Source organism: Parabacteroides johnsonii DSM 18315 (assembly GCF_025151045.1).
GTDB classification, from domain to species: domain Bacteria; phylum Bacteroidota; class Bacteroidia; order Bacteroidales; family Tannerellaceae; genus Parabacteroides; species Parabacteroides johnsonii.
Map to the genome: position 1 here is coordinate 1,547,934 of NZ_CP102285.1, position 19,025 is coordinate 1,566,958.

Sequence of the window (19,025 nt, forward strand, 5' to 3'; positions counted from 1 at the left end):
GGCTATCTGGCATTTGCGGAGAAATAGGTCAGCATACGAACGGTCGTACCTTCTCCCACTTTGCTCTCGATCATTAATTCATCTACATTCTTCTTCATATTGGGTAGTCCCATACCTGCACCGAAGCCCATCTCACGAACGGCAGCCGAAGCAGTGGAAAATCCTTCCTGCATCGCCTGGTCGATATCGGGAATACCGGGGCCTTCGTCTTGCAGAAGAAGGCTGATCCTGTCGACTTCGATATCGGCCAACACCGTCCCACGCCAGGCATGGGCAACAACATTGACCTCGGCTTCATAAAGGGCGACAACCACCCGCTTGATGATGCGCGGATCGATGGATAGTTGTTTCAACACCTTCTTTATCTGGCTCGAAGCAGAGCCGGCTTTTGAGAAGTTGCCTCCTTCCAGTTCAAATCTGAATTGCATATCTTCACCTCCTTTACTTAATAGATCGGCGGAAGGCCGTTGCAATAAAGCTCACCGACCGTGTGATACATAGAGTGGTCCGTTTCCATCAGGATCATATCGTTTTCCGCTGCCAGTTGCAGCATTTCAGGAGTCGCCTTTTTCCCCCGCACAAACAGGATGCAAGAAACATCCGCCATCTCTGCAGTCCGAATCGTCTGCATATTGCATAAACCTGTGACGAGCAGCACTCCGTTGCAATCCAGTGTCAGGACATCGCTCATCAGGTCGCTGGCGAAAGCGCATTGCACTTCGTGGTCTTCCCGGCCGCTTCCGCATACGACTGCTGCGCCGGTAAGCGCCATTATCTGCCGTATCTTCATGTTATATAAAGGTTATATTTGCCGGGACAATGTAAGAAATAGTTATAACTTTGCAAGCGAAAACAGATAGAAAGTTACAACTAAATCATGAAAATATGGGCGTAGTAATAGGTATCGATGTCGGTGGAAGCACAACCAAGATTGTCGGAGTGGAAAACAAGACTATCAAATCACCAATGTTCGTCAAGGCGACAGATCCGGTCACCTCGCTCTTCGGGGCTTTCGGTAAATATATCTATGACAACGGAATCACCTTGCCGGAGATCGAGATGGTAATGCTGACAGGTGTGGGAAGTGCCTTTATCGACCAGCCACTATACGGCTTGCCGACAGCCAAGACAGATGAATTCCTTGCCAATGGCCTCGGTGCCCAATATGCCGCTTCGCTGGAGCGCCTGATCGTCGTAAGCATGGGAACGGGAACCTCTTTCGTCAAGGTGGATGGACAGCATATCCAACATATCGGCGGGATCGGTGTCGGAGGCGGAACCTTGCTTGGACTCTCCCGCCTGCTCCTGAAAACGCAAGACATCCACCAGATCTCCGATATGGCTTTGAAGGGAACTCTGACGAATATCGACCTCCAGATACAGGATATCTGCAACCGGCCTCTGCCCGACCTTCCGCTGGATGCCACCGCCTCCAACTTCGGAAAAGCGGACGGCAACGCCTCTCCTGAAGATATCGCTTCAGGGATCATCCACATGGTCCTGCAATCGATCGGCCAGGCCGCCATCCTGTCAGCTCTCAACAGCCCGATACAGGATTTCGTCTTGATCGGTAACCTGACGCAGCTGCCTCAGTGCAAGGAAATCTTCCCTAAGCTGGAAGAAATGTATGGTGTCCGTTTCCTGATCCCCAAGTATTCGGAATACAGAACTGCCATAGGAGCCGCCCTTACCTACATAAACGGTTCGACGGTTCATCCGGTCCGTTAATTTCCCCGACCGGATTACCATTTTGTCATCTTTATAAAGATAAAGTAGTGCATTATGAAACGTTAAAAAATATTACCCGCTATACTAATTCCAAATAGATGCACTACTAATTCGATTTTGATGGGGTGGTAGTGACATTTTGATAAAACCAAAATCCGGATTTTTAAGAGCCGTAGGAGGCGTATAAAAAATAATACACCCCGGATATGTACGGATTACAATTTATTCTTATCTTTGATAGCATTAAATTAAATTTATAATATCATGTTCGCAAAAGAAACTTATATCGCCCGCAGGGCTAAATTAAAACAGACGATAGGTTCAGGCCTGTTATTATTTTTAGGCAACGATGAGTCCGGCATGAACTATGCCGATAACACATACCATTTCCGCCAGGATTCCACTTTTCTGTATTTCTTCGGACTTCCCTACGCCGGACTGTCCGCCATCATCGACATAGACAACGACCGCGAGATCATTTTCGGCGACGAATTGACAATCGACGCGATCGTTTGGATGGGAACGCAGCCGACGCTGAAGGAAAAGAGCGAAGCCGCCGGTATCATCGAAGTCCGTCCGTTCAAGGAAATCGAAACATATCTGAAGAACGCGCAGCAGAAAGGCCAACCCATCCATTATCTGCCGACTTACCGCGCCGAACACCAGATCAAGCTATTCCAATGGTTAGGTGTCGTTCCTGGAGCCGAAAAACCGTCCGTTCCTTTCATTATGGGCGTAGTCAACCAGCGTAACTATAAGAGTGAAGAAGAAATTGCTGAAATAGAAAAGGCCTGTATCGTGACAGCCGATATGCATCTGGCCGCCATGCGCACCGTTCGTCCGGGTATTCGCGAAAGCGAAGTGGCCGCCGCAGTCGCCGAAGTGGCTTTGGCAAACAATTACGAACTCTCCTTCCCGATCATCGCGACGATCAACGGACAGACGTTGCACAATCACGACCATAGCAATATGATCAAGAGCGGTGATATGCTTCTGCTCGATGCTGGTGCCGAAACGGAGATGGGATATGCCGGTGACATGTCGTCCACGATTCCTGCCGATGCCAAGTTCACGTCTCGCCAACGTGAGATCTACGATATCCAGGTGGCTGCCCACGAAGCGGCTGTTGCGGCCCTGCGTCCGGGTATCCCGTTTGTCGATGTATATGAATTGTCCTGCAAAGTGATTATGGAAGGCTTGAAAGATTTGGGATTCGTGAAAGGCGACCCGATGGAGGCCGTAAAAGCCGGTGCCCATGCCATGTTCATGCCTTGCGGTCTGGGACATATGATGGGGCTGGATGTCCACGATATGGAAAACCTGGGCGAAGTGTACGTCGGCTACGACGGCCAACCGAAAAGCACTGAATTCGGACGCAAGTCTCTCCGCCTCGGACGTAAACTGGAACCGGGCTTTGTCCTGACTATCGAGCCGGGGGTTTATTTTATCCCCGAACTGATGGACCTTTGGAGAAGCCAGAACAAGTTCACTGAATTTATCAATTACGACAAGTTGTTCACATACAAAGATTTCAGCGGTATTCGCAACGAAGAGGATTATCTGATCACCGAAAACGGCGCTCGCCTGTTAGGTAAAAAGATCCCTGTCCGTGCAGAAGAAGTAGAAGCGATAAGGAAATAATACATCACAATTCTAATAATTTTTCATGATATAGGCATGGATTTGCATGTGATGTGCAGTCCATGCCGAATTTTACTCATTTTTGTAAACTGTGATAAATGACACGAGTGATGTCTGCCATAATACGGGCATTGGTTTCGTCCGATTCTAAAGAATTTTTTATCAAGACCGCAATGTAACATCTTTCTCCATCAGGTAAATAGATAACGCCGGCATCTGTTTCACTGATCTGTAAGCCATCCGAAGTACGATCCGAATGTCCCGTCTTATGTCCGATCTTGACATTGGGAGGCAGACCGGCTTTCAGTTTATTTTCTCCGGACGAGCAGTTGAGCATGGTTTCTTCCAGAAATGCGAAAGATGTTGCAGATAAAATCTCATCCGTATATATTTTCTTTATCAATTGTACGACTGACAAAGGTGAACTCCAATTATTATAGCTATTCATGATATTTTCGTGCATGCTATGTTCCGTCTCTGTCAAATTCAGTTTCTTGATGCCCAATGATTTGATGAAAGTATCCACCTTTTTTATCCCTCCAGCAAAATCAATGAGCCAGTCACACGTGTTATTGTCGCTATAAATAATCGTATACGTTATTATATCACGCAATGATATGTGTATTCCTTGATTGGGATATTTGTTTCTCAAAGGACTATATGTGTTTTCATGCATTTGTTCACGTGTTATGCACACCGTACTGTCTAAGGGAATATGTTCCCTATCCATCTTTTTCAAAGCAGCCACAGTCACATGAAACTTAAAAAGGCTCATTAAAGGGTATTGCTGATTGTCGGATAATGTAAAGATCTTGTCTTGATATAGGATTGCCACACCGACTGTCGCTTTTTTTTCTTGGATAACTTCCTTTATATCCCCAATTTGAATTTGGCCGAACGCCATTATGGAGTAAAAACTGCATACCGCAGACATGAGGAATCGCTTCATTAATGCACAAGTTTGAATAATAGATGAACAAAGATACAGAAAGTGTAGCTTATTTTAAAGAAAATGTTTTTTACTTAAAAGAATTATTTGTTTCTTCGCTTCATAATTACAATCATAATGGAACAAAAAGACGAAATAATACTGATAAACATAAATGGTACGGATCGTCCGGGAGTGACCGCCGCCCTTACCGAGATACTGGCCAAAAATAATGCGGTTATCCTGGACATCGGTCAAGCTGACATCCACAACAACCTCTCTTTAGGCATCTTGTTTCAAAGTAGCGAAGGCAATTCGGGGGATATTCTGAAAGAATTACTCTTTAAGAGCTACGAGCTCGATGTGAATATACGTTTCAACCCGATCTCCGAAGAGGCTTATAACCAATGGGTTTCCATGCAGGGTAAGAATCGGTATATCATAACGATCTTGGGCCGGAAACTGACTGCCCGGCAAATTGCCGGTGTCACACGTATTGTTGCCGATCAAGATATGAATATCGACGATATCAAGCGCCTGACGGGACGTATTCCTTTGGACGAGAATGCCCGTACGCCGAAAGCCAGCGTGGAATTCTCCGTGCGCGGTACGCCGAGGGACAAGGAACAGATGAAGGCCGATTTCATGAAACTCTCCGCCGAGCAGGAGATGGATATATCTTTTCAGGAAGAAAGCATGTTCCGACGCATGCGCCGCCTGATCTGCTTCGATATGGATTCGACACTGATCGAGACGGAAGTGATCGACGAACTGGCTATCCGGACCGGTGTTGGCGATCAAGTGAAAGCCATTACCGAAGCGGCCATGCGGGGAGAAATCGACTTCTGTGAAAGTTTCCGCCAACGTTGCGCCTTGTTGAAAGGTTTGGATGTTTCTGTTATGCAGGAAATTGCCGAGAACCTACCGATTACCGAAGGGGTGGACCGCCTGATGCGTATCTTGAAAAAGGTCGGTTTCAAGATTGCGATCCTTTCCGGAGGATTTACCTATTTTGGTAACTATCTGAAACAAAAATACAACATTGACTATGTCTATGCCAACGAACTTGAAGTGGAAAACGGAAAGCTGACCGGACGTCATGTCGGCGACATAGTCGATGGGAAACGCAAAGCGGAGTTGCTCCGTCTCATTGCACAGGTCGAAAATGTGGATATTCGCCAGACGGTCGCTGTCGGAGACGGTGCCAACGATTTGCCAATGATCAGTATTGCCGGTCTCGGAATCGCTTTCCATGCCAAGCCGAAAGTAAAGGCTACGGCCAAACAGTCTATTTCAACGATCGGTCTCGACGGCATCCTGTACTTCTTAGGCTATAAAGATTCCTATCTGGATGAAAAAATGTAACTACAAATAATAAGAGAAAAATGATCAGACACATCGTAATGTTCAAATTGAAGGAGTTTGCAACTCCGGCCGACAAACAGGCTAAAATGCAGGAAATCAAAACGGGATTAGAAGCATTGCTCGATAAGATTGACGTGTTGCGCATGATCCGCGTAGATTTTAACGTGAATCCGGCAGAGACATGGGATATCATCCTGACTACAGAGCTGGACACACTTGAAGATGTCAGTACGTATGCCAACCATCCCGAACATGTAGCCATATCCAAAGGCATCATCGGTCCAGTCAAGGCAGACAGGGCTTGCGTCGATTATGAATATTAACAAGCGAAGAGCATCATGAAAGACTTTGATATTGAAGAGCGAGTAAACCGTGCAGTTCGGAATTTTGAAGCAGGTTATAATTGTGCACAGTCTGTCTTTCTGGCTTACTCGGATGTCTTTGAGTTGGAAATGGAGACAGCCAAGAAAATGTCTGTCTCTTTTGGAGGAGGTGTAGGCCGTATGCGCGAAGTTTGCGGAACAGTCAGCGCAATGGCTATGCTGGCGGGGTTTAAATATCCGGTTCAGGATATTACCGACCAGGAAGCCCGCACCAAGAATTATGCAATGGTGCAGAAAATGGCTGACATATTCAAGGAGAAAAACGAAACAATCATCTGTCGCCGCCTTTTGCCCCCTGAAGACGCAGCAGCTACGACACCGGCACCAGCCGCCCGTACGCAAGAATATTATCAGAAGCGCCCTTGCAAAAAATACATTGAAGATTCGGCTCGCATTGCAGGAAGAATGCTGAAAGGAGAATTGGATTGATGGCTTATGCCATCAATCTGATTTGTGTAACAATACCTAAACTCCGAATATCGTTGAATAAGTTCGTATAGGAGGAAATCGCCTTTACATTCACTTTGTATGTGATAACGGACCGGTCCTCTTTATAATATGTCTCGAAAGAGACACTCACGATAAAAACGCCTTTACTTTCCAATATTTTACGAACTGCCTTTAAATCGGGTGTTGCCGTAGAGCAGGTGATAGTCAGTATCTTGTTGACACCGTTCAGGAACATTCTTCTCTCCAAATGTTCCAGGCTGACCAGAATGAAAAGTGTTATGACAGTTGCAATAGCAGCCGGAATATACATTCCGGCTCCCACTGCCAAACCTATTACCGCCATTACCCAGATACAAGCAGCCGTCGTCAGTCCATGCACGCTCCCGTGGCTTTGGATAATCGCCCCTGCTCCGAGGAAACCGATACCCGAAAGCACTTGTGCCGCAATACGTCCCGGATCGCCATTCAAGAAATTAGGATAACATTGCGGAATCCAGATAGAGACCAGCATGGCAGCAGTCGAACCCATACAAATCAATGTAAAGGTACGCATTCCCGCCTCCCGTCTTCTAAATTGGCGCTCTATCCCAATGACTGCTCCCAAGAGGAAACTGATCAGCAGCTTTACGGCTGCCGTGTAGGGGGTAATAACCGTATTGTGTAATATGTCGTTTATCTGTTCTAACATACTTATCACATTAGTAACACGCAAATATAAGTATTTGTTTGATTACTTGACCTCTGTAATTTCAATCACATGACTATTTGTCGGCCGGCTTGAAAACACAGGAATGCCGACATTCATCAGAAATTCTCCGGAGAACGTTTTGCCATTGCAGGCCAATTTGGATTGTGTACCCGGAACCAAGTTGATTTCCTTCAGTTCATAACGGGCATCCTTCTTCAATCCCTGTAAACGAAGAGGTGGCATCGATTCTGCATATCTCGGATGGATATCGAAGGCAAACAGGACAGCTTTGTCTGCATTGCCGCTGGCATACATAACGGCAGCATGCTGGCTTTCATAAGGCGATTGCAAACGGTATTGGTCGCCGTCCAGAATGACATCGTCCAGACGTTTGAAGTTAGCCACCGCTTCCTTGCAATATTGTTGATCCGCCTGGTTCATTTCATGGATACGGATATCGAAACCTAACTTGCACATGCTGGCTACGTCCGTACGGAACTTAACCGGCTGTTTTCCCCAACTCGTTACGTGGGCAGCCATGCTTTTAGCGGGGAAGAAGTGGGAATACCCCCACTGGATAAAGATACGTTCGATGGCATCCGTATTATCACTTGGCCAGAACTCAGTGAAATACTTCAACGCTTCATAGTCGCAACGGCCACCACCACCGGAACACAGCATCATCGGCAGATTCGGATATTTTTGTTTGATCCGTTCCAATACATTATACAGGCCGCGTACATACTCAACATATAAATGGGATTGCTGGTCTTTCAGATACGGAGAGTAGATATTCGTTATCGGGCTGTTACAATCCCATTTGAAATAGGCGATACCCGGATATTTCGTCATCAGATTGTCAACCACACCATATACATAATCCTGTACTTTCGGATTAGTCAAATCCAGAACCATCTGGTTTCTAAAGTAATACTCGTCACGATTCGGCAAATGGATCACCCAATCCTTATGTTTCTCATACAACTCGCTTTTAGGGTTTACCATTTCCGGTTCGATCCACAAACCGAACTTAATGCCTCTGTCCGTCGCTTCCTTCACCAGCTTTCCGATACCGTTAGGCAGCTTGGTAACGGTTTCTTCCCAGTCTCCCAATCCCTGATGGTCACTGCTGCGGGGATATTTATTGGCAAACCAGCCATCGTCAAGCAAGAACATATCGACTCCTAATGCAACGGCTTCATCCATAATATTCACCAACTTGTCTTCATTAAAGTCAAAATAGGTCGCTTCCCAGTTGTTCAGCAATGTCATACGAGACTTCTCGCCGTCTTTCAACTGATATTTGCGTGCCCAACGTTGGAAATCACGACTGGCTTTGCCCTTTCCTTTGGCACTATAGGTAAAAATAAACTCCGGCGTGCGGAACACTTCGTTCGGCTTCAACGAGTATTCCGATGCATATGGGTTGATACCGGAAAGGATACGCAGGCCATTCTCGTTGTCTACTTCGAACGTAAAACGGTAATTACCTGTCCATCCGATAGTGCCAAATAATACATCTCCGGCATTCTCTTCCGCTTTCCTGTCCAGAGCAAGCAAAAAGAACGGAGAACAAAACATGTTGGCACGACTTCCCAACTTGGTGTCCAGCATCTTCTTACCAAAAGCCAGCTCGGTTTCCTTCATATTGACTTCGTGGGCCCAATCTCCTGCAAATTCAGTCAGAAAATACTTGCTGCCATTCAGATGCAATAAAGAGGAAGCATAATTATAAAGGGTTACAGGTTTCTTCTCCTGATGTGAAATCTCCGCATATTCCTTGATGATGTTTTCCTTTGGATAAGCGATGAAATGCAACTTTACTTCGACCGGATATTTATCATCTTTCAAAAGAATGACCGTCTCGTTGACTCCCGGCTGAAGCTGTTTGTTTTCATGGGAGACATATTTCAGGAGCAATGACGGGTTACCGTCATTATGCAAAACACGAATAGCCGGTTCGAAATAATCTTCCATACCATGTGTCAGATAGGCTTCATTACCGAGAGGTAATTGTACGATATCCGAATCAAATGACAGTTTTTGTCCCAGATAAGATTGATACAGGCGGCCATTTTTATCATCAACCTTATAAATAAGGCTAATGTCATCGGTCGTAATTGGAATTACAGTTTTTCCATTTGCACTCAGCGTCGCTGATATCGCTATTAGACATAGCAAAAAAAGATGTCTGATCTTCATGTTTTTCTTCTATAATTTATTAATTAGATATTACAAATCCAAGGTTTATTTTATATACGAACAAAGATATTATAATTATTGGAATAATGATATTCCAAACGAATAAAATTACAAGAAAAAAGCCTGTAAAACACATAAAATAAGTCGTTTTACAGGCTTTTCTTTAATTTGTTATTCCGAAAAGGATTATCTCATCCTGTTTTTATACTTCCAAAGCTCCGATCAGTTCGCGGACAGACGAAAAACCATGTCTGTCACAATAGTCGTTCATCCCTTCGATAACCTTTATGCCAACGGCTGGATCTACAAAATTGTAGGTCCCGATCTGGATTGCTGTAGCTCCGGCCAGCATGAACTCCACTGCATCTTTCCAGTTCGAAATGCCTCCCAGACCGATAATAGGAATCTTCACAGCCTTATAAGTCTGCCATACCATCCGCAAGGCAACCGGCTTTACGCAAGGACCGGAAAGACCACCGGTTATTGTAGATAATACCGGTTTACGCTTCTCCGCGTCAATGGCCATCCCCAACATAGTATTAATCAATGAAACAGAGTCTGCTCCCTCGGCTTCGACCGCTCTGGCAATCTCCGTAATGTCGGTCACATTAGGGGAAAGTTTTACAATAAGGGTCTTCGGATAAACCTTGCGGACAGCTTTCACCACTTCGCTTGCCCCACAAGTCGTCACGCCAAAAGCCATACCTCCCTGCTTCACATTCGGACAGGAAATATTCAGTTCGATCGCCAGAATCTTGTCCAAATCCGCTATCTTCTCAGCACATTCCACATACGTTTCCACAGAGGAACCGCTCACGTTTACGATCATGTTCGTGTCGATGTCCTTTATCTCCGGATAGATATGATCGACAAAATATTGCACCCCCTTATTCTGCAAACCTACAGCATTCAACATTCCCGAAGGGGTTTCCGCCATACGGGGATACAAATTCCCTTCACGTGGCTGGATCGTTGTTCCTTTCACAAAAATACCACCCAAGCGGGAGATATCCATAAAGTCCGAATACTCAATGCCATATCCGAAAGTACCCGACGCCGTCATGACCGGGTTCTTCAATTGCAAATTACCGATGTTTACGTTTAATTCAGCCATGTCAAATTTTCAATATTAAATACAGGTCCTTCAGTACATACACACACATGATGCTCATCTTTGGTCTTCTCCACACAGCATAAGCAAGCTCCTATACCACAAGCCATTGTGTTTTCAAGAGAGACTTCGCATGTAATAGAGTTTGCATGGGCATATTTGGCAACAGCCACCATCATCGGCTTAGGTCCACAAGTGTAAATCCGGTCGAAATGTACATCTTTCAAGATGGAATGATTGGTCACATATCCCTTTTCGCCCAATGAGCCGTCTTCTGTTGTAACATACACTGTTCCAAGCTGTTCGAACTGTTCCAATTGTAACACATCTTCCTTAGAACGAGCTCCCAAAAGGAACGTAGGTGTGTAACCGGCTTTTTTCAGGATGGCCCCCAAATACAACATCGGAGCTGTCCCGACACCACCACCGATCAGCAGTAATTTTTGTTCTTTATCGGCAGGCAGCGTGAAACCGTTTCCCAAAGGCAACATGATGTTAACAACATCACCCGGCTTATACTCAGCCATCCGGCGTGTTCCGTCACCGACCAACTGGACGAGCAACCACAGTTCATTGGTCGCTCTGTCGACATAATTAATTGAGATCGGACGACGAAGAAATGTTGTAGGAGAGTTATCCACACGTACCTGTACGAACTGTCCCGGCAGCATTTCCGGCAGGATCTGATCAGATGTTAGTTTAAGCAGGCAGTAATTTTTGTGAAGGCTACAGTTTTCAGTCACCTTCATGTCAAGCATGTACTTCTTCATATAATATGATTAGTCTAATTCTATACAAAGATAGATGAATATGGTATATAAACCAAAACAAGCTATTCTTTCTTGTTTTTTTCAGAAATAAAAGTGTCAAATGTATTATCGGAATAAAATACCATTATTTTACTTACTTTTTTAGTAACTGTTTCTTGTTGTATAATTTGCTCAACAACAGGCTGTTTGATGCTGTTTACAGGTGTATCAACCCTCATTTCCTTGCGATATTCAAGAGCAACTTGCCCTCCGGATGGATTTATCGCCGTATTTGAGAACAAATCGGGCTGTGTCGGCATACGATTTCGTTCCATTTCGCCTTTACCGAAAAGAAGCCAGTCGGAATCCACATAAGCGAATCGATCCAGAATTTTTATTAGGACATCCAGACTTACATTATTTCTTCCGTTCAAAATATGTGACATCGCTGAACGCTGAATACCGATTGCTTCTGCAAATTTAGAAGGAGTCAAGCCTTCACGCTCCATGATTTGGGTAATACGTTCTATCATCTTAGTAATTCCTAATTTGTTTACAAAAATACTGTCATTATGTCTGTTTTTATAGAGAAAATATACACAAATCAATGACGATACAAATATACACTATAATTCTCAATTGTGCAATTTAATTGTATAAACTTAAACATACACTTTTGTAACCATAAATGACATTGTTGTACTGTTATAAATGTAAATCCTACAGAAACCAACTAAATACAGGTTAAATCTCAACTTTAATAAAGAACTACTATTATCTGAAAACCATATTATTACCAATCACGTAAAACTTTCCCATCTCTATATTTACAGCCATTTGTATAGTCTTGTGATCAACATATTAATGTATCAAATCACATATTTCACATAATAAACTGAATATATTTTACTTATATAGAATAAAACAGCATTGTCTAAAATAAGGATGGCCGGTTAAATTTATTACATTTATAAATAGATACATTTGTAATATCAGTAAACATCCGTTTGCAAGTAGAACAAAAAAATAACTCAATTGATTTCTTTATGGAAGTTTACAACTGTAATATCATTAATATTGTTTACAAATTCGTACAGATTGTTTTTTCAGTTATTTTTGAAACTGCCAAAATGACACTATCACTCTTCTTTCTTTCAACCCTCAGTATTTTTTACCAAAAGTTTCTATTTTGTCAAAAATCATTTTGTCATTTCGACAGACAAAAAAGAATAATCCTATGCAAATAGATATGTTAAAAAATATTACCCGCTATAGAAATTTTATTTTCATGCTATGGAAAATGAATTTTCATGAGGTGGAGTGACATTTTGATAGTTGAACGTGGAGCTTATCTACTCCTACGCTGCGTTTCTTATGAATGAGGGGCCGAAAAATAGAAATATGAAAATCTCAGATATGAAAAATCAAGATAAAGTATTGAAAGACAAAAGAAAAAGGGCGTTTTTTCTGTTCAACTTTTCAGTTATTCCAGAAAAAACGCCCTCTCAGATAAAAATATACTTTCAAAAACCTGTCAATGCAGGATTTTATAGAGCAATTCCTTTAAAAGTTCGGCATCGGAAACAGAAGTATTTTCCACTCCTTTCGAACGGGCATCCGTCATACGGATCTCACTGATCAGGTTGAACACTTTCATCGCCGAGTAGTTTCGCATCCCTAAAAGATAATCCTTCACCTGAAATGTTCCTCTAAGTCCGAGTGCCGCCATCAAGCCGGCTTCGGAACGATCCTTCGTATAATAACAAATCAGGAGGTTCGAGAAATAGTTAAATAATACAGGAAGGGTCATCTGAATCGGATTGCTTTTCGGGTTCTTCTCGAAGTATTGAGCAATACGGTTCGCCTTCAAGACATCTTTCATGGCAAGTGCCTTTATCAGTTCAAAGTTATTGTATTCTTTACTGATTCCGATATTTTGCTCCACCAATTCCGGCGTGATGCGTTTTACGCCTTTTTCAGGCAGGATCAGCGCCAGCTTATCCAATTCCTTACTCAGGCGGCTTAAATCGTTTCCAAGGAAGTCAGAAAGCATCTGGGCCGCCTTTCCGTCTATCCCTATCGAACGCAGTTGCATGAACGAAGCGATAAATGCCGGCATCTTGTAGTCAGGAATCTTTTTGGACTCGAACAACACTCCGGTTTTGTCCGTCGCAGAAGCCAGCGCCTTGCGGCGATCTAAGTTTTTATATTTATAATTGACAACCAAAACGGTTGACATTAATGGGTTCTTAACATAGTTCGACAGAAGCTCGATATCACGAATTAATTGAGCCTCCCGGACAACCACTAACTGATATTTTGACATCATCGGGAAACGGCGGGCTGCGTTAATTATAGATGCTGCATCCGCATCTGCTCCGTACATGATAATCTGGTTAAAATCCCGTTCGGATTCTTCTAATACATTTTCGAGTAGCAGGTCTGTTATCTGATCCATAAAAAATGGTTCGTCACCCATCATTATATAGACAGGAGCGAATTTTTTTGCAACGATATCCCGACATATTTCCTCGTATGTATATTCTTTTTTTGCCATATTTGTGTGTGATCTCAATTAAAATTACCAACTGAAGCGGATGTGACGAATCGTCTTCTTTCCATCAATAATCTGGCGAAGTGCTTCCACTCCCAACATTACATGCTCTTTCGCAAAATTCCGGGTCACCTCACGATCGCTGGCTTCCGTTTTCACCCCAGCTTCTTCCATAGGCTTGTCGGAAATCATCAATAAAGCTCCTGTCGGGATCTCGTTTGCAAAGCCTGCCGTAAACAAGGTAGCCGTCTCCATATCGATACCGGTAGCGTGTGTACGACGAAGGTAGTTCTTGAAATCACTGTCATATTCCCATACCCGCCGGTTCGTCGTATAGACGGTTCCGGTCCAGTAGTCTTTCCCCCGGTCACGTATGGCGGACGAGATGGCACGCATCATCGAGAAAGCCGGGAGCGACGGAACCTCTGCCGGCAGGTATTCATTCGAAGTTCCTTCTCCTCGGATAGCCGCAATCGGCATGACATAATCTCCCAGGTTGTTCGCCTTCTTCAATCCTCCGCATTTCCCCAAAAAGAGGACGGCAGTCGGCTTTATTGCCGATAGCAAATCCATAATTGTCGCCGCATTCGCGCTCCCCATCCCGAAATTGATAATCGTGATGCCATTGGCCGCCGCGTTCGGCATGGAGTTTTTCAGTCCCAAGATCGGAACGTTAAAGTGGTCGGCAAACAGTTCCACATATTTCGTAAAGTTGGTGAGCAGGATATATTTGTCGAAATCTTCCAGCTTCCGCTCCGTATAGCGCGGCAACCAATTCTCGACAATTTCTTGTTTTGTTTTCATAAATCACTACCTTTGATGGTCTATTTTTACAGAATAAAAGAACAAATATAATAAATGCTTGCATTAAACTTACCTGGTTTCGCACCTAAAGTAGCAGAAAAAGATGGAAAGCGTACGATCTTCGATCCTGTACGGCAAAAATATGTGGCTCTCACTCCCGAAGAATGGGTACGTCAGCATTTTGTCAATTACCTGATCACCCGAAAAAGCTACCCGAAAGAACTACTGGCAAACGAAGTGCTGGTCAAGCTGAATGGAACATCCAAACGTTGCGACACGGTTGCTTACAACCGTTTTCTGGAACCTCTGGTCATCGTCGAGTACAAAGCCCCCCATATAAACATTACCAACACTGTTTTCGACCAGATAGCCCGTTATAACATGGTGCTACATGTCGAATACCTGATCGTCAGCAACGGCTTAAATCACTATTGCTGTAAAATTGACTATAATAACCGGACATATACTTTTTTGGAAGAAATACCTGCATACAACGAATTATAAACCTCGTTTTTACCAGGTGATAGAGTGGGTACTACATAAGCAAAACAACACAGGTAAACAACAAACTCTAACTAAATCACAGAACAGATGCGGTCTGATCTCTATATATCATAACGGAATCGGAAATCTGCATATTGACCGGTCTGTCGACATACACGGAATTACTATCCTTTATAACAGGCCGGTCAGTTGTTTTCTTCTCATTGAAGATAAGTGAATAACCTAAGATTACTGCAAAAAAAGATAATATCAACGCTTTCATATTCTATTACAATTTTAATATCATATACAAGTATGATGTATTCAAAACGCAAAACGCTGCACTATATTACAAAAGAAATGTATTTTCTTTGTAATTCTTTCGTAACAACTCGCCCCTTGCCTTTGATTTTTAAGGATAACATGTTCATACTTAGAATAGTTTAAAAAAAATCGGGAAAAGAATAAATTTCTTTCCCCGATTCTATTATTATCATGTTTGAATGACTTGTTATGCGCCGAAGTCGTCGAAATGCAACATTTCACGCGGCACACCCAGATTGTCCAGCATATTTTCCACAGCCTTTGACATCGGGCCCGGACCACACATGTAGTATTCGATATCTTCCGGAGCTTCGTGATCCTTCAGGTATGTATCGTAGATTACCTGGTGAACGAAACCGGCCGTATACTTCACTCCTGCCGCATCGGCTACAGGATCCGGACGGTCGAGCGCCAGATGGAATGTGAAGTTCGGGAATTCCTTTTCGATTTCCAGGAAGTCTTCCAAATAGAACACTTCGTTCAGGGCGCGTGCACCGTAGAAATATGACATCTTGCGGTCCGTAGTCTTGAGTGTCTTCGTCAGGTGCATGATCTGAGCACGAAGCGGAGCCATACCGGCACCACCACCGACCCACATCATCTCTCTCTTCGAATCGAAGATCGGATGGAAATCACCGTAAGGACCACTCATCGTCACCTTGTCACCCGGTTTCAGGGTAAAGATATAAGAAGAAGCGATACCCGGCATCACATCCTGGAAGCCCACTTCGGGTTTCGGCTTGAACGGCGGGGTTGCAATACGAACCGTCAACATAATACGGTCGCCTTCAGCAGGATAGTTAGCCATAGAATAGGCACGGATAGTCGGCTCGTCGTTCTTACATTTCAGTGTGAACAAACCGAACTTTTCCCATGCCGGCAGATATTCATCGCCGATCAAGGCTTTATCGATATCCTTGTTGTAATCCATCGAGTATGCCGGAATCTTGATCTGTGCATAAGAACCTGGCAAGAAGTCCATGTGTTCACCCTTAGGCAATGCCACAATAAACTCTTTGATGAAAGTAGCCACGTTCTTGTTGGAGATAACTTCGCATTCCCATTCCTTTACACCGAAAACTTCGTCCGGAACCTGAACAACCATATCTTCCTTCACTTTGCACTGACAGGCCAGACGCCAATGTTCCTTAATCTGCTTGCGAGAGAAAAAGCCCTTTTCTGTCGGCAGGATTTCTCCACCTCCTTCTAATACCTGTGCACGGCACTGGCCACATTTACCACCACCACCACAAGCAGAAGACAAGAAGATACCACCACTCTGCAAACCAGCCAGCAAAGTGCTTCCTATAGGAGTCTCAATATCTTTTTCTCCATTTACCTTCAGGTCTACATTTCCTGACGGTACCAATTTTGCTTTGGCCGCCAACAACGCACCCACCAGGATCAGCGTAATCACCAAGAAGATTACGGCACCTGCTGCGATTGTAAGACTGCCAGTCGTCATTAATAAAGTCATTTCTGTAATAAGTTTAATGCGTTAATATTATATCTTAAGACCTGAGAAGCACATGAATGCCATCCCCATCAAACCAGTGATGATAAAGGTAATACCAAGACCTTTCAATGGTTTGGGGATATCCGAGTATGCCAGCTTTTCACGGATGGCAGCCATACCGACGATAGCCAGCATCCAACCGATACCAGAACCTAAGCCATAAACAGTAGCAACACCTACGTTAGGAAATGCCTTTTGTTGCATAAACAGAGAACCACCCAGGATAGCGCAGTTTACAGCGATCAGCGGCAAAAAGATACCCAGAGAAGCGTACAAGGCCGGAGCAAACTTTTCCACTACCATTTCCACCAGCTGCGTAAACGAGGCGATGATGGCGATAAAGATAATGAAAGCGAGGAAGCTCAGGTTTACACCAGCGAATTCAGCACCCAGCCATTGCAGAGCACCTTCCTTCAATACATAATTTTCAAGCATATAGTTGATCGGTAACGTACATACCAAGATGAACGTTACAGCCATACCTAATCCCAAAGCAGTCTTTACGTTCTTGGAAACAGCCAGGAAAGAGCACATACCCAGATAGTATGCGAAAATCATGTTGTCTACAAAGATCGAGCGGACAAATGTGCTTAATAATTCTTCCATTCTATTATTCTTTTAATAGTTAGCATTAATTTTCCTGAAGTTCCTTGTTACGAGAACGGTGAACCCAAATAATCACGGCGATCACGATCAACGCCATTGGAGGCAGGATCATCAAACCGTTGTTCACATAACCGAAGTCATAGAATGCCTGCGGAATAACCTGGAATCCCAGCAACGTACCAGAACCTAAAAGCTCGCGGAAGAAACCGACGATCACCAGGATCAATGCATAACCTAAGCCGTTACCGATACCGTCGAGGAACGATTCCCACGGGCCGTTACCCAGCGCAAACGCTTCCAGACGTCCCATCAGGATACAGTTAGTAATGATCAGACCCACAAACACGGAAAGCTGTTTGTTTACGTCATAAGCAAACGCTTTCAGCACTTCACTCACGATAGTCACCAACGCTGCTACCACCACCAACTGCACGATGATACGGATACGGTTAGGAATCGTATTACGCAGCAGTGAAATAATCACGTTGGCAAAAGCCACAACAGCCGTTACTGAAAGACCCATTACAATAGCCGGCTCCAGTTTTGATGTTACAGCCAGCGCAGAGCAGATACCCAACATCTGGACGATGACCGGGTTGTTTACGCTAAGCGGGCCTAACAGAACTTCTTTATTCTTTTCAGATAATAATCCCATCTTCTACTTAATTTTGTGAGGTTAAAAATTTAACATAACCACTCAAACTGTCGAACAGCATCGCACCAACGCCATTACTTGTGATTGTACCTCCGGAAATACCGTCTACATAATCCTGGCCGGCAACGCTCTTACCCGGCTTAACGATTGCGATAGACTTGAATGTACCATCCACAAACAGTTTTTTTCCTTTGAATTCGTTGCTAAATTCCGGTTTTGAAATTTCGGCACCCAGACCCGGAGTTTCACCCTGATGGCTGAAGTCGGCACCATAAACCGTATTCTTATCGCCATCTACAGAAAGATACCCCCACAGCGGTCCCCACAAACCGGCACCATGCAAAGCCATGATGTATTTGGTCTGACCGTCTACATTTGCAACAAAAACCGGATACTGGTGTTCGGCAGCAGCCTTTACCACATCGGCGGCAAACGCATCGCCTTCTACCTTTTCGCCGTTTTCATTTACCAGAAATGCTTCCTTGATCAATTCCGAATATTTGGCTTCGGCTTCATTGGCCGGAACCGTCACGTTGATAGAGCGCAGGATCTGCTGTCTCTTGTCGTTTTCTTCGTTTTTCTGCTGGAAAGTTCTAAGCGATTGCGAAGTAAAGGCCAACACAACTGCGACCAGAACAACCATTACGGAAGCATAAACAACAGTGTACACGTTACTGTCTCTATCCAGTCCCTTTTTCTTGCCGGCAACAGCCTCGTCTTTGATCTCTTCGAATTCAGAAGCAGGAACTCCACATACAGGACAAACATCCGGAGCTTTATTTCCTTCGTGGATATATCCACATACTTTACATTTATATTTTGCCATACTCCTTCTTAC

Annotated in this window: 20 protein-coding genes; 6 read left to right on the top strand and 14 right to left on the bottom strand. The window is 44.1% G+C overall.

Annotation, left to right across the window (positions count from 1 at the left end):
* Positions 1 to 2 precede the first annotated feature (2 nt).
* Both NQ564_RS06430 and NQ564_RS06435 read right to left on the bottom strand, forming a co-directional pair.
* A complete protein-coding gene (locus tag NQ564_RS06430; RefSeq protein WP_008149699.1) occupies positions 3 to 428 on the bottom strand; it encodes an ATP-binding protein in 426 nt (141 codons plus the stop codon).
* Between the two features lie 17 nt (positions 429 to 445).
* Complete coding sequence (locus NQ564_RS06435; protein WP_008149697.1) at positions 446 to 790, bottom strand: hypothetical protein; 345 nt, start codon at positions 788 to 790, stop codon at positions 446 to 448.
* Positions 791 to 885: 95 nt separating this feature from the next.
* Between NQ564_RS06435 and coaW the strand changes: the two genes are divergently transcribed.
* Positions 886 to 1,728, top strand: coding sequence for a type II pantothenate kinase (gene coaW / locus NQ564_RS06440; RefSeq protein WP_008157717.1), 843 nt, complete (start codon positions 886 to 888; stop codon positions 1,726 to 1,728).
* 264 nt (positions 1,729 to 1,992) lie between these two features.
* Positions 1,993 to 3,369 (top strand): aminopeptidase P family protein, encoded by a 1,377-nt coding sequence (locus tag NQ564_RS06445; RefSeq protein ID WP_008149695.1) that lies wholly within the window; start codon positions 1,993 to 1,995, stop codon positions 3,367 to 3,369.
* Positions 3,370 to 3,445: 76 nt separating this feature from the next.
* Here the strand turns inward: NQ564_RS06445 and bla are convergent, their stop codons facing one another.
* Positions 3,446 to 4,318 carry a class A beta-lactamase gene (gene bla / locus NQ564_RS06450; protein ID WP_317127970.1) on the bottom strand — a complete coding sequence of 291 codons (873 nt, stop codon included), beginning with the start codon at positions 4,316 to 4,318 and terminating at the stop codon, positions 3,446 to 3,448.
* A gap of 117 nt (positions 4,319 to 4,435) precedes the next feature.
* Here bla and serB point away from each other — a divergent pair, with 117 nt between their 5' ends.
* From serB to NQ564_RS06465, 3 genes are read left to right on the top strand one after another with little or no spacing between them, the layout of a single operon-like run.
* Positions 4,436 to 5,662: a phosphoserine phosphatase SerB gene (serB, locus tag NQ564_RS06455; protein ID WP_129649907.1), complete on the top strand. Its 1,227-nt coding sequence runs from the start codon at positions 4,436 to 4,438 to the stop codon at positions 5,660 to 5,662.
* A gap of 20 nt (positions 5,663 to 5,682) precedes the next feature.
* Complete coding sequence (locus NQ564_RS06460) at positions 5,683 to 5,985, top strand: Dabb family protein (protein WP_008149691.1); 303 nt, start codon at positions 5,683 to 5,685, stop codon at positions 5,983 to 5,985.
* 15 nt (positions 5,986 to 6,000) lie between these two features.
* On the top strand, positions 6,001 to 6,474 hold the full coding sequence (locus NQ564_RS06465) for a C-GCAxxG-C-C family protein (protein ID WP_008149690.1): 474 nt from the start codon (positions 6,001 to 6,003) through the stop codon (positions 6,472 to 6,474).
* A 4-nt stretch (positions 6,475 to 6,478) separates the two neighbouring features.
* Here NQ564_RS06465 and NQ564_RS06470 read toward each other — a convergent pair whose 3' ends face one another.
* From NQ564_RS06470 to NQ564_RS06500, 7 genes are all read right to left on the bottom strand, one after another.
* Positions 6,479 to 7,183 (bottom strand): MgtC/SapB family protein, encoded by a 705-nt coding sequence (locus tag NQ564_RS06470; RefSeq protein WP_008149689.1) that lies wholly within the window; start codon positions 7,181 to 7,183, stop codon positions 6,479 to 6,481.
* A gap of 42 nt (positions 7,184 to 7,225) precedes the next feature.
* Positions 7,226 to 9,385 carry an alpha-galactosidase gene (locus NQ564_RS06475; protein ID WP_129649909.1) on the bottom strand — a complete coding sequence of 720 codons (2,160 nt, stop codon included), beginning with the start codon at positions 9,383 to 9,385 and terminating at the stop codon, positions 7,226 to 7,228.
* A gap of 202 nt (positions 9,386 to 9,587) precedes the next feature.
* On the bottom strand, positions 9,588 to 10,499 hold the full coding sequence (locus NQ564_RS06480; protein WP_008149686.1) for a dihydroorotate dehydrogenase: 912 nt from the start codon (positions 10,497 to 10,499) through the stop codon (positions 9,588 to 9,590).
* Complete coding sequence (locus NQ564_RS06485; protein ID WP_008149685.1) at positions 10,487 to 11,266, bottom strand: dihydroorotate dehydrogenase electron transfer subunit; 780 nt, start codon at positions 11,264 to 11,266, stop codon at positions 10,487 to 10,489. The genes NQ564_RS06480 and NQ564_RS06485 overlap by 13 nt, the downstream gene beginning before the upstream one ends.
* A gap of 62 nt (positions 11,267 to 11,328) precedes the next feature.
* Complete coding sequence (locus NQ564_RS06490; protein WP_008157705.1) at positions 11,329 to 11,778, bottom strand: helix-turn-helix domain-containing protein; 450 nt, start codon at positions 11,776 to 11,778, stop codon at positions 11,329 to 11,331.
* 1,001 nt (positions 11,779 to 12,779) lie between these two features.
* Positions 12,780 to 13,802 (bottom strand): DNA polymerase III subunit delta, encoded by a 1,023-nt coding sequence (holA, locus tag NQ564_RS06495; RefSeq protein ID WP_008149679.1) that lies wholly within the window; start codon positions 13,800 to 13,802, stop codon positions 12,780 to 12,782.
* A gap of 24 nt (positions 13,803 to 13,826) precedes the next feature.
* Complete coding sequence (locus tag NQ564_RS06500) at positions 13,827 to 14,603, bottom strand: AMP nucleosidase (RefSeq protein WP_005637985.1); 777 nt, start codon at positions 14,601 to 14,603, stop codon at positions 13,827 to 13,829.
* 54 nt (positions 14,604 to 14,657) lie between these two features.
* Between NQ564_RS06500 and NQ564_RS06505 the strand changes: the two genes are divergently transcribed.
* Positions 14,658 to 15,107, top strand: a complete 450-nt coding sequence (locus tag NQ564_RS06505) for a type I restriction enzyme HsdR N-terminal domain-containing protein (protein ID WP_008149677.1) — start codon at positions 14,658 to 14,660, stop codon at positions 15,105 to 15,107.
* A 490-nt stretch (positions 15,108 to 15,597) separates the two neighbouring features.
* On the opposite strand, the gene nqrF is transcribed toward NQ564_RS06505, so the two are convergent.
* The 4 genes from nqrF to nqrC are packed head-to-tail and all read right to left on the bottom strand — an operon-like array spanning position 15,598 to position 19,013.
* On the bottom strand, positions 15,598 to 16,887 hold the full coding sequence (nqrF, locus tag NQ564_RS06510) for an NADH:ubiquinone reductase (Na(+)-transporting) subunit F (protein ID WP_008157699.1): 1,290 nt from the start codon (positions 16,885 to 16,887) through the stop codon (positions 15,598 to 15,600).
* 27 nt (positions 16,888 to 16,914) lie between these two features.
* Entirely contained in the window at positions 16,915 to 17,532 is a 618-nt protein-coding gene (gene nqrE, locus NQ564_RS06515) for an NADH:ubiquinone reductase (Na(+)-transporting) subunit E (protein WP_008149672.1), read from the bottom strand.
* A gap of 25 nt (positions 17,533 to 17,557) precedes the next feature.
* Positions 17,558 to 18,187 (bottom strand): NADH:ubiquinone reductase (Na(+)-transporting) subunit D, encoded by a 630-nt coding sequence (locus tag NQ564_RS06520; protein ID WP_008149670.1) that lies wholly within the window; start codon positions 18,185 to 18,187, stop codon positions 17,558 to 17,560.
* 7 nt (positions 18,188 to 18,194) lie between these two features.
* A complete protein-coding gene (nqrC, locus tag NQ564_RS06525; RefSeq protein ID WP_008157696.1) occupies positions 18,195 to 19,013 on the bottom strand; it encodes an NADH:ubiquinone reductase (Na(+)-transporting) subunit C in 819 nt (272 codons plus the stop codon).
* Positions 19,014 to 19,025: the final 12 nt, after the last annotated feature.

What these genes read in the sequence shown, in the direction of transcription:
- NQ564_RS06505 (WP_008149677.1), top strand. Translation starts at nt 14,658, where the DNA reads ATGCTTGCATTAAACTTACCTGGTTTCGCACCTAAAGTAGCAGAAAAA.
- NQ564_RS06490 (WP_008157705.1), bottom strand. Translation starts at nt 11,778, where the DNA reads ATGATAGAACGTATTACCCAAATCATGGAGCGTGAAGGCTTGACTCCT.
- NQ564_RS06470 (WP_008149689.1), bottom strand. Translation starts at nt 7,183, where the DNA reads ATGTTAGAACAGATAAACGACATATTACACAATACGGTTATTACCCCC.
- coaW (WP_008157717.1), top strand. Translation starts at nt 886, where the DNA reads ATGGGCGTAGTAATAGGTATCGATGTCGGTGGAAGCACAACCAAGATT.
- NQ564_RS06520 (WP_008149670.1), bottom strand. Translation starts at nt 18,187, where the DNA reads ATGGGATTATTATCTGAAAAGAATAAAGAAGTTCTGTTAGGCCCGCTT.
- nqrC (WP_008157696.1), bottom strand. Translation starts at nt 19,013, where the DNA reads ATGGCAAAATATAAATGTAAAGTATGTGGATATATCCACGAAGGAAAT.
- NQ564_RS06430 (WP_008149699.1), bottom strand. Translation starts at nt 428, where the DNA reads ATGCAATTCAGATTTGAACTGGAAGGAGGCAACTTCTCAAAAGCCGGC.
- NQ564_RS06435 (WP_008149697.1), bottom strand. Translation starts at nt 790, where the DNA reads ATGAAGATACGGCAGATAATGGCGCTTACCGGCGCAGCAGTCGTATGC.
- NQ564_RS06465 (WP_008149690.1), top strand. Translation starts at nt 6,001, where the DNA reads ATGAAAGACTTTGATATTGAAGAGCGAGTAAACCGTGCAGTTCGGAAT.
- holA (WP_008149679.1), bottom strand. Translation starts at nt 13,802, where the DNA reads ATGGCAAAAAAAGAATATACATACGAGGAAATATGTCGGGATATCGTT.
- nqrE (WP_008149672.1), bottom strand. Translation starts at nt 17,532, where the DNA reads ATGGAAGAATTATTAAGCACATTTGTCCGCTCGATCTTTGTAGACAAC.
- serB (WP_129649907.1), top strand. Translation starts at nt 4,436, where the DNA reads ATGGAACAAAAAGACGAAATAATACTGATAAACATAAATGGTACGGAT.
- NQ564_RS06460 (WP_008149691.1), top strand. Translation starts at nt 5,683, where the DNA reads ATGATCAGACACATCGTAATGTTCAAATTGAAGGAGTTTGCAACTCCG.
- NQ564_RS06480 (WP_008149686.1), bottom strand. Translation starts at nt 10,499, where the DNA reads ATGGCTGAATTAAACGTAAACATCGGTAATTTGCAATTGAAGAACCCG.
- NQ564_RS06445 (WP_008149695.1), top strand. Translation starts at nt 1,993, where the DNA reads ATGTTCGCAAAAGAAACTTATATCGCCCGCAGGGCTAAATTAAAACAG.
- NQ564_RS06485 (WP_008149685.1), bottom strand. Translation starts at nt 11,266, where the DNA reads ATGAAGAAGTACATGCTTGACATGAAGGTGACTGAAAACTGTAGCCTT.
- nqrF (WP_008157699.1), bottom strand. Translation starts at nt 16,887, where the DNA reads ATGACTTTATTAATGACGACTGGCAGTCTTACAATCGCAGCAGGTGCC.
- NQ564_RS06475 (WP_129649909.1), bottom strand. Translation starts at nt 9,385, where the DNA reads ATGAAGATCAGACATCTTTTTTTGCTATGTCTAATAGCGATATCAGCG.
- NQ564_RS06500 (WP_005637985.1), bottom strand. Translation starts at nt 14,603, where the DNA reads ATGAAAACAAAACAAGAAATTGTCGAGAATTGGTTGCCGCGCTATACG.
- bla (WP_317127970.1), bottom strand. Translation starts at nt 4,318, where the DNA reads ATGAAGCGATTCCTCATGTCTGCGGTATGCAGTTTTTACTCCATAATG.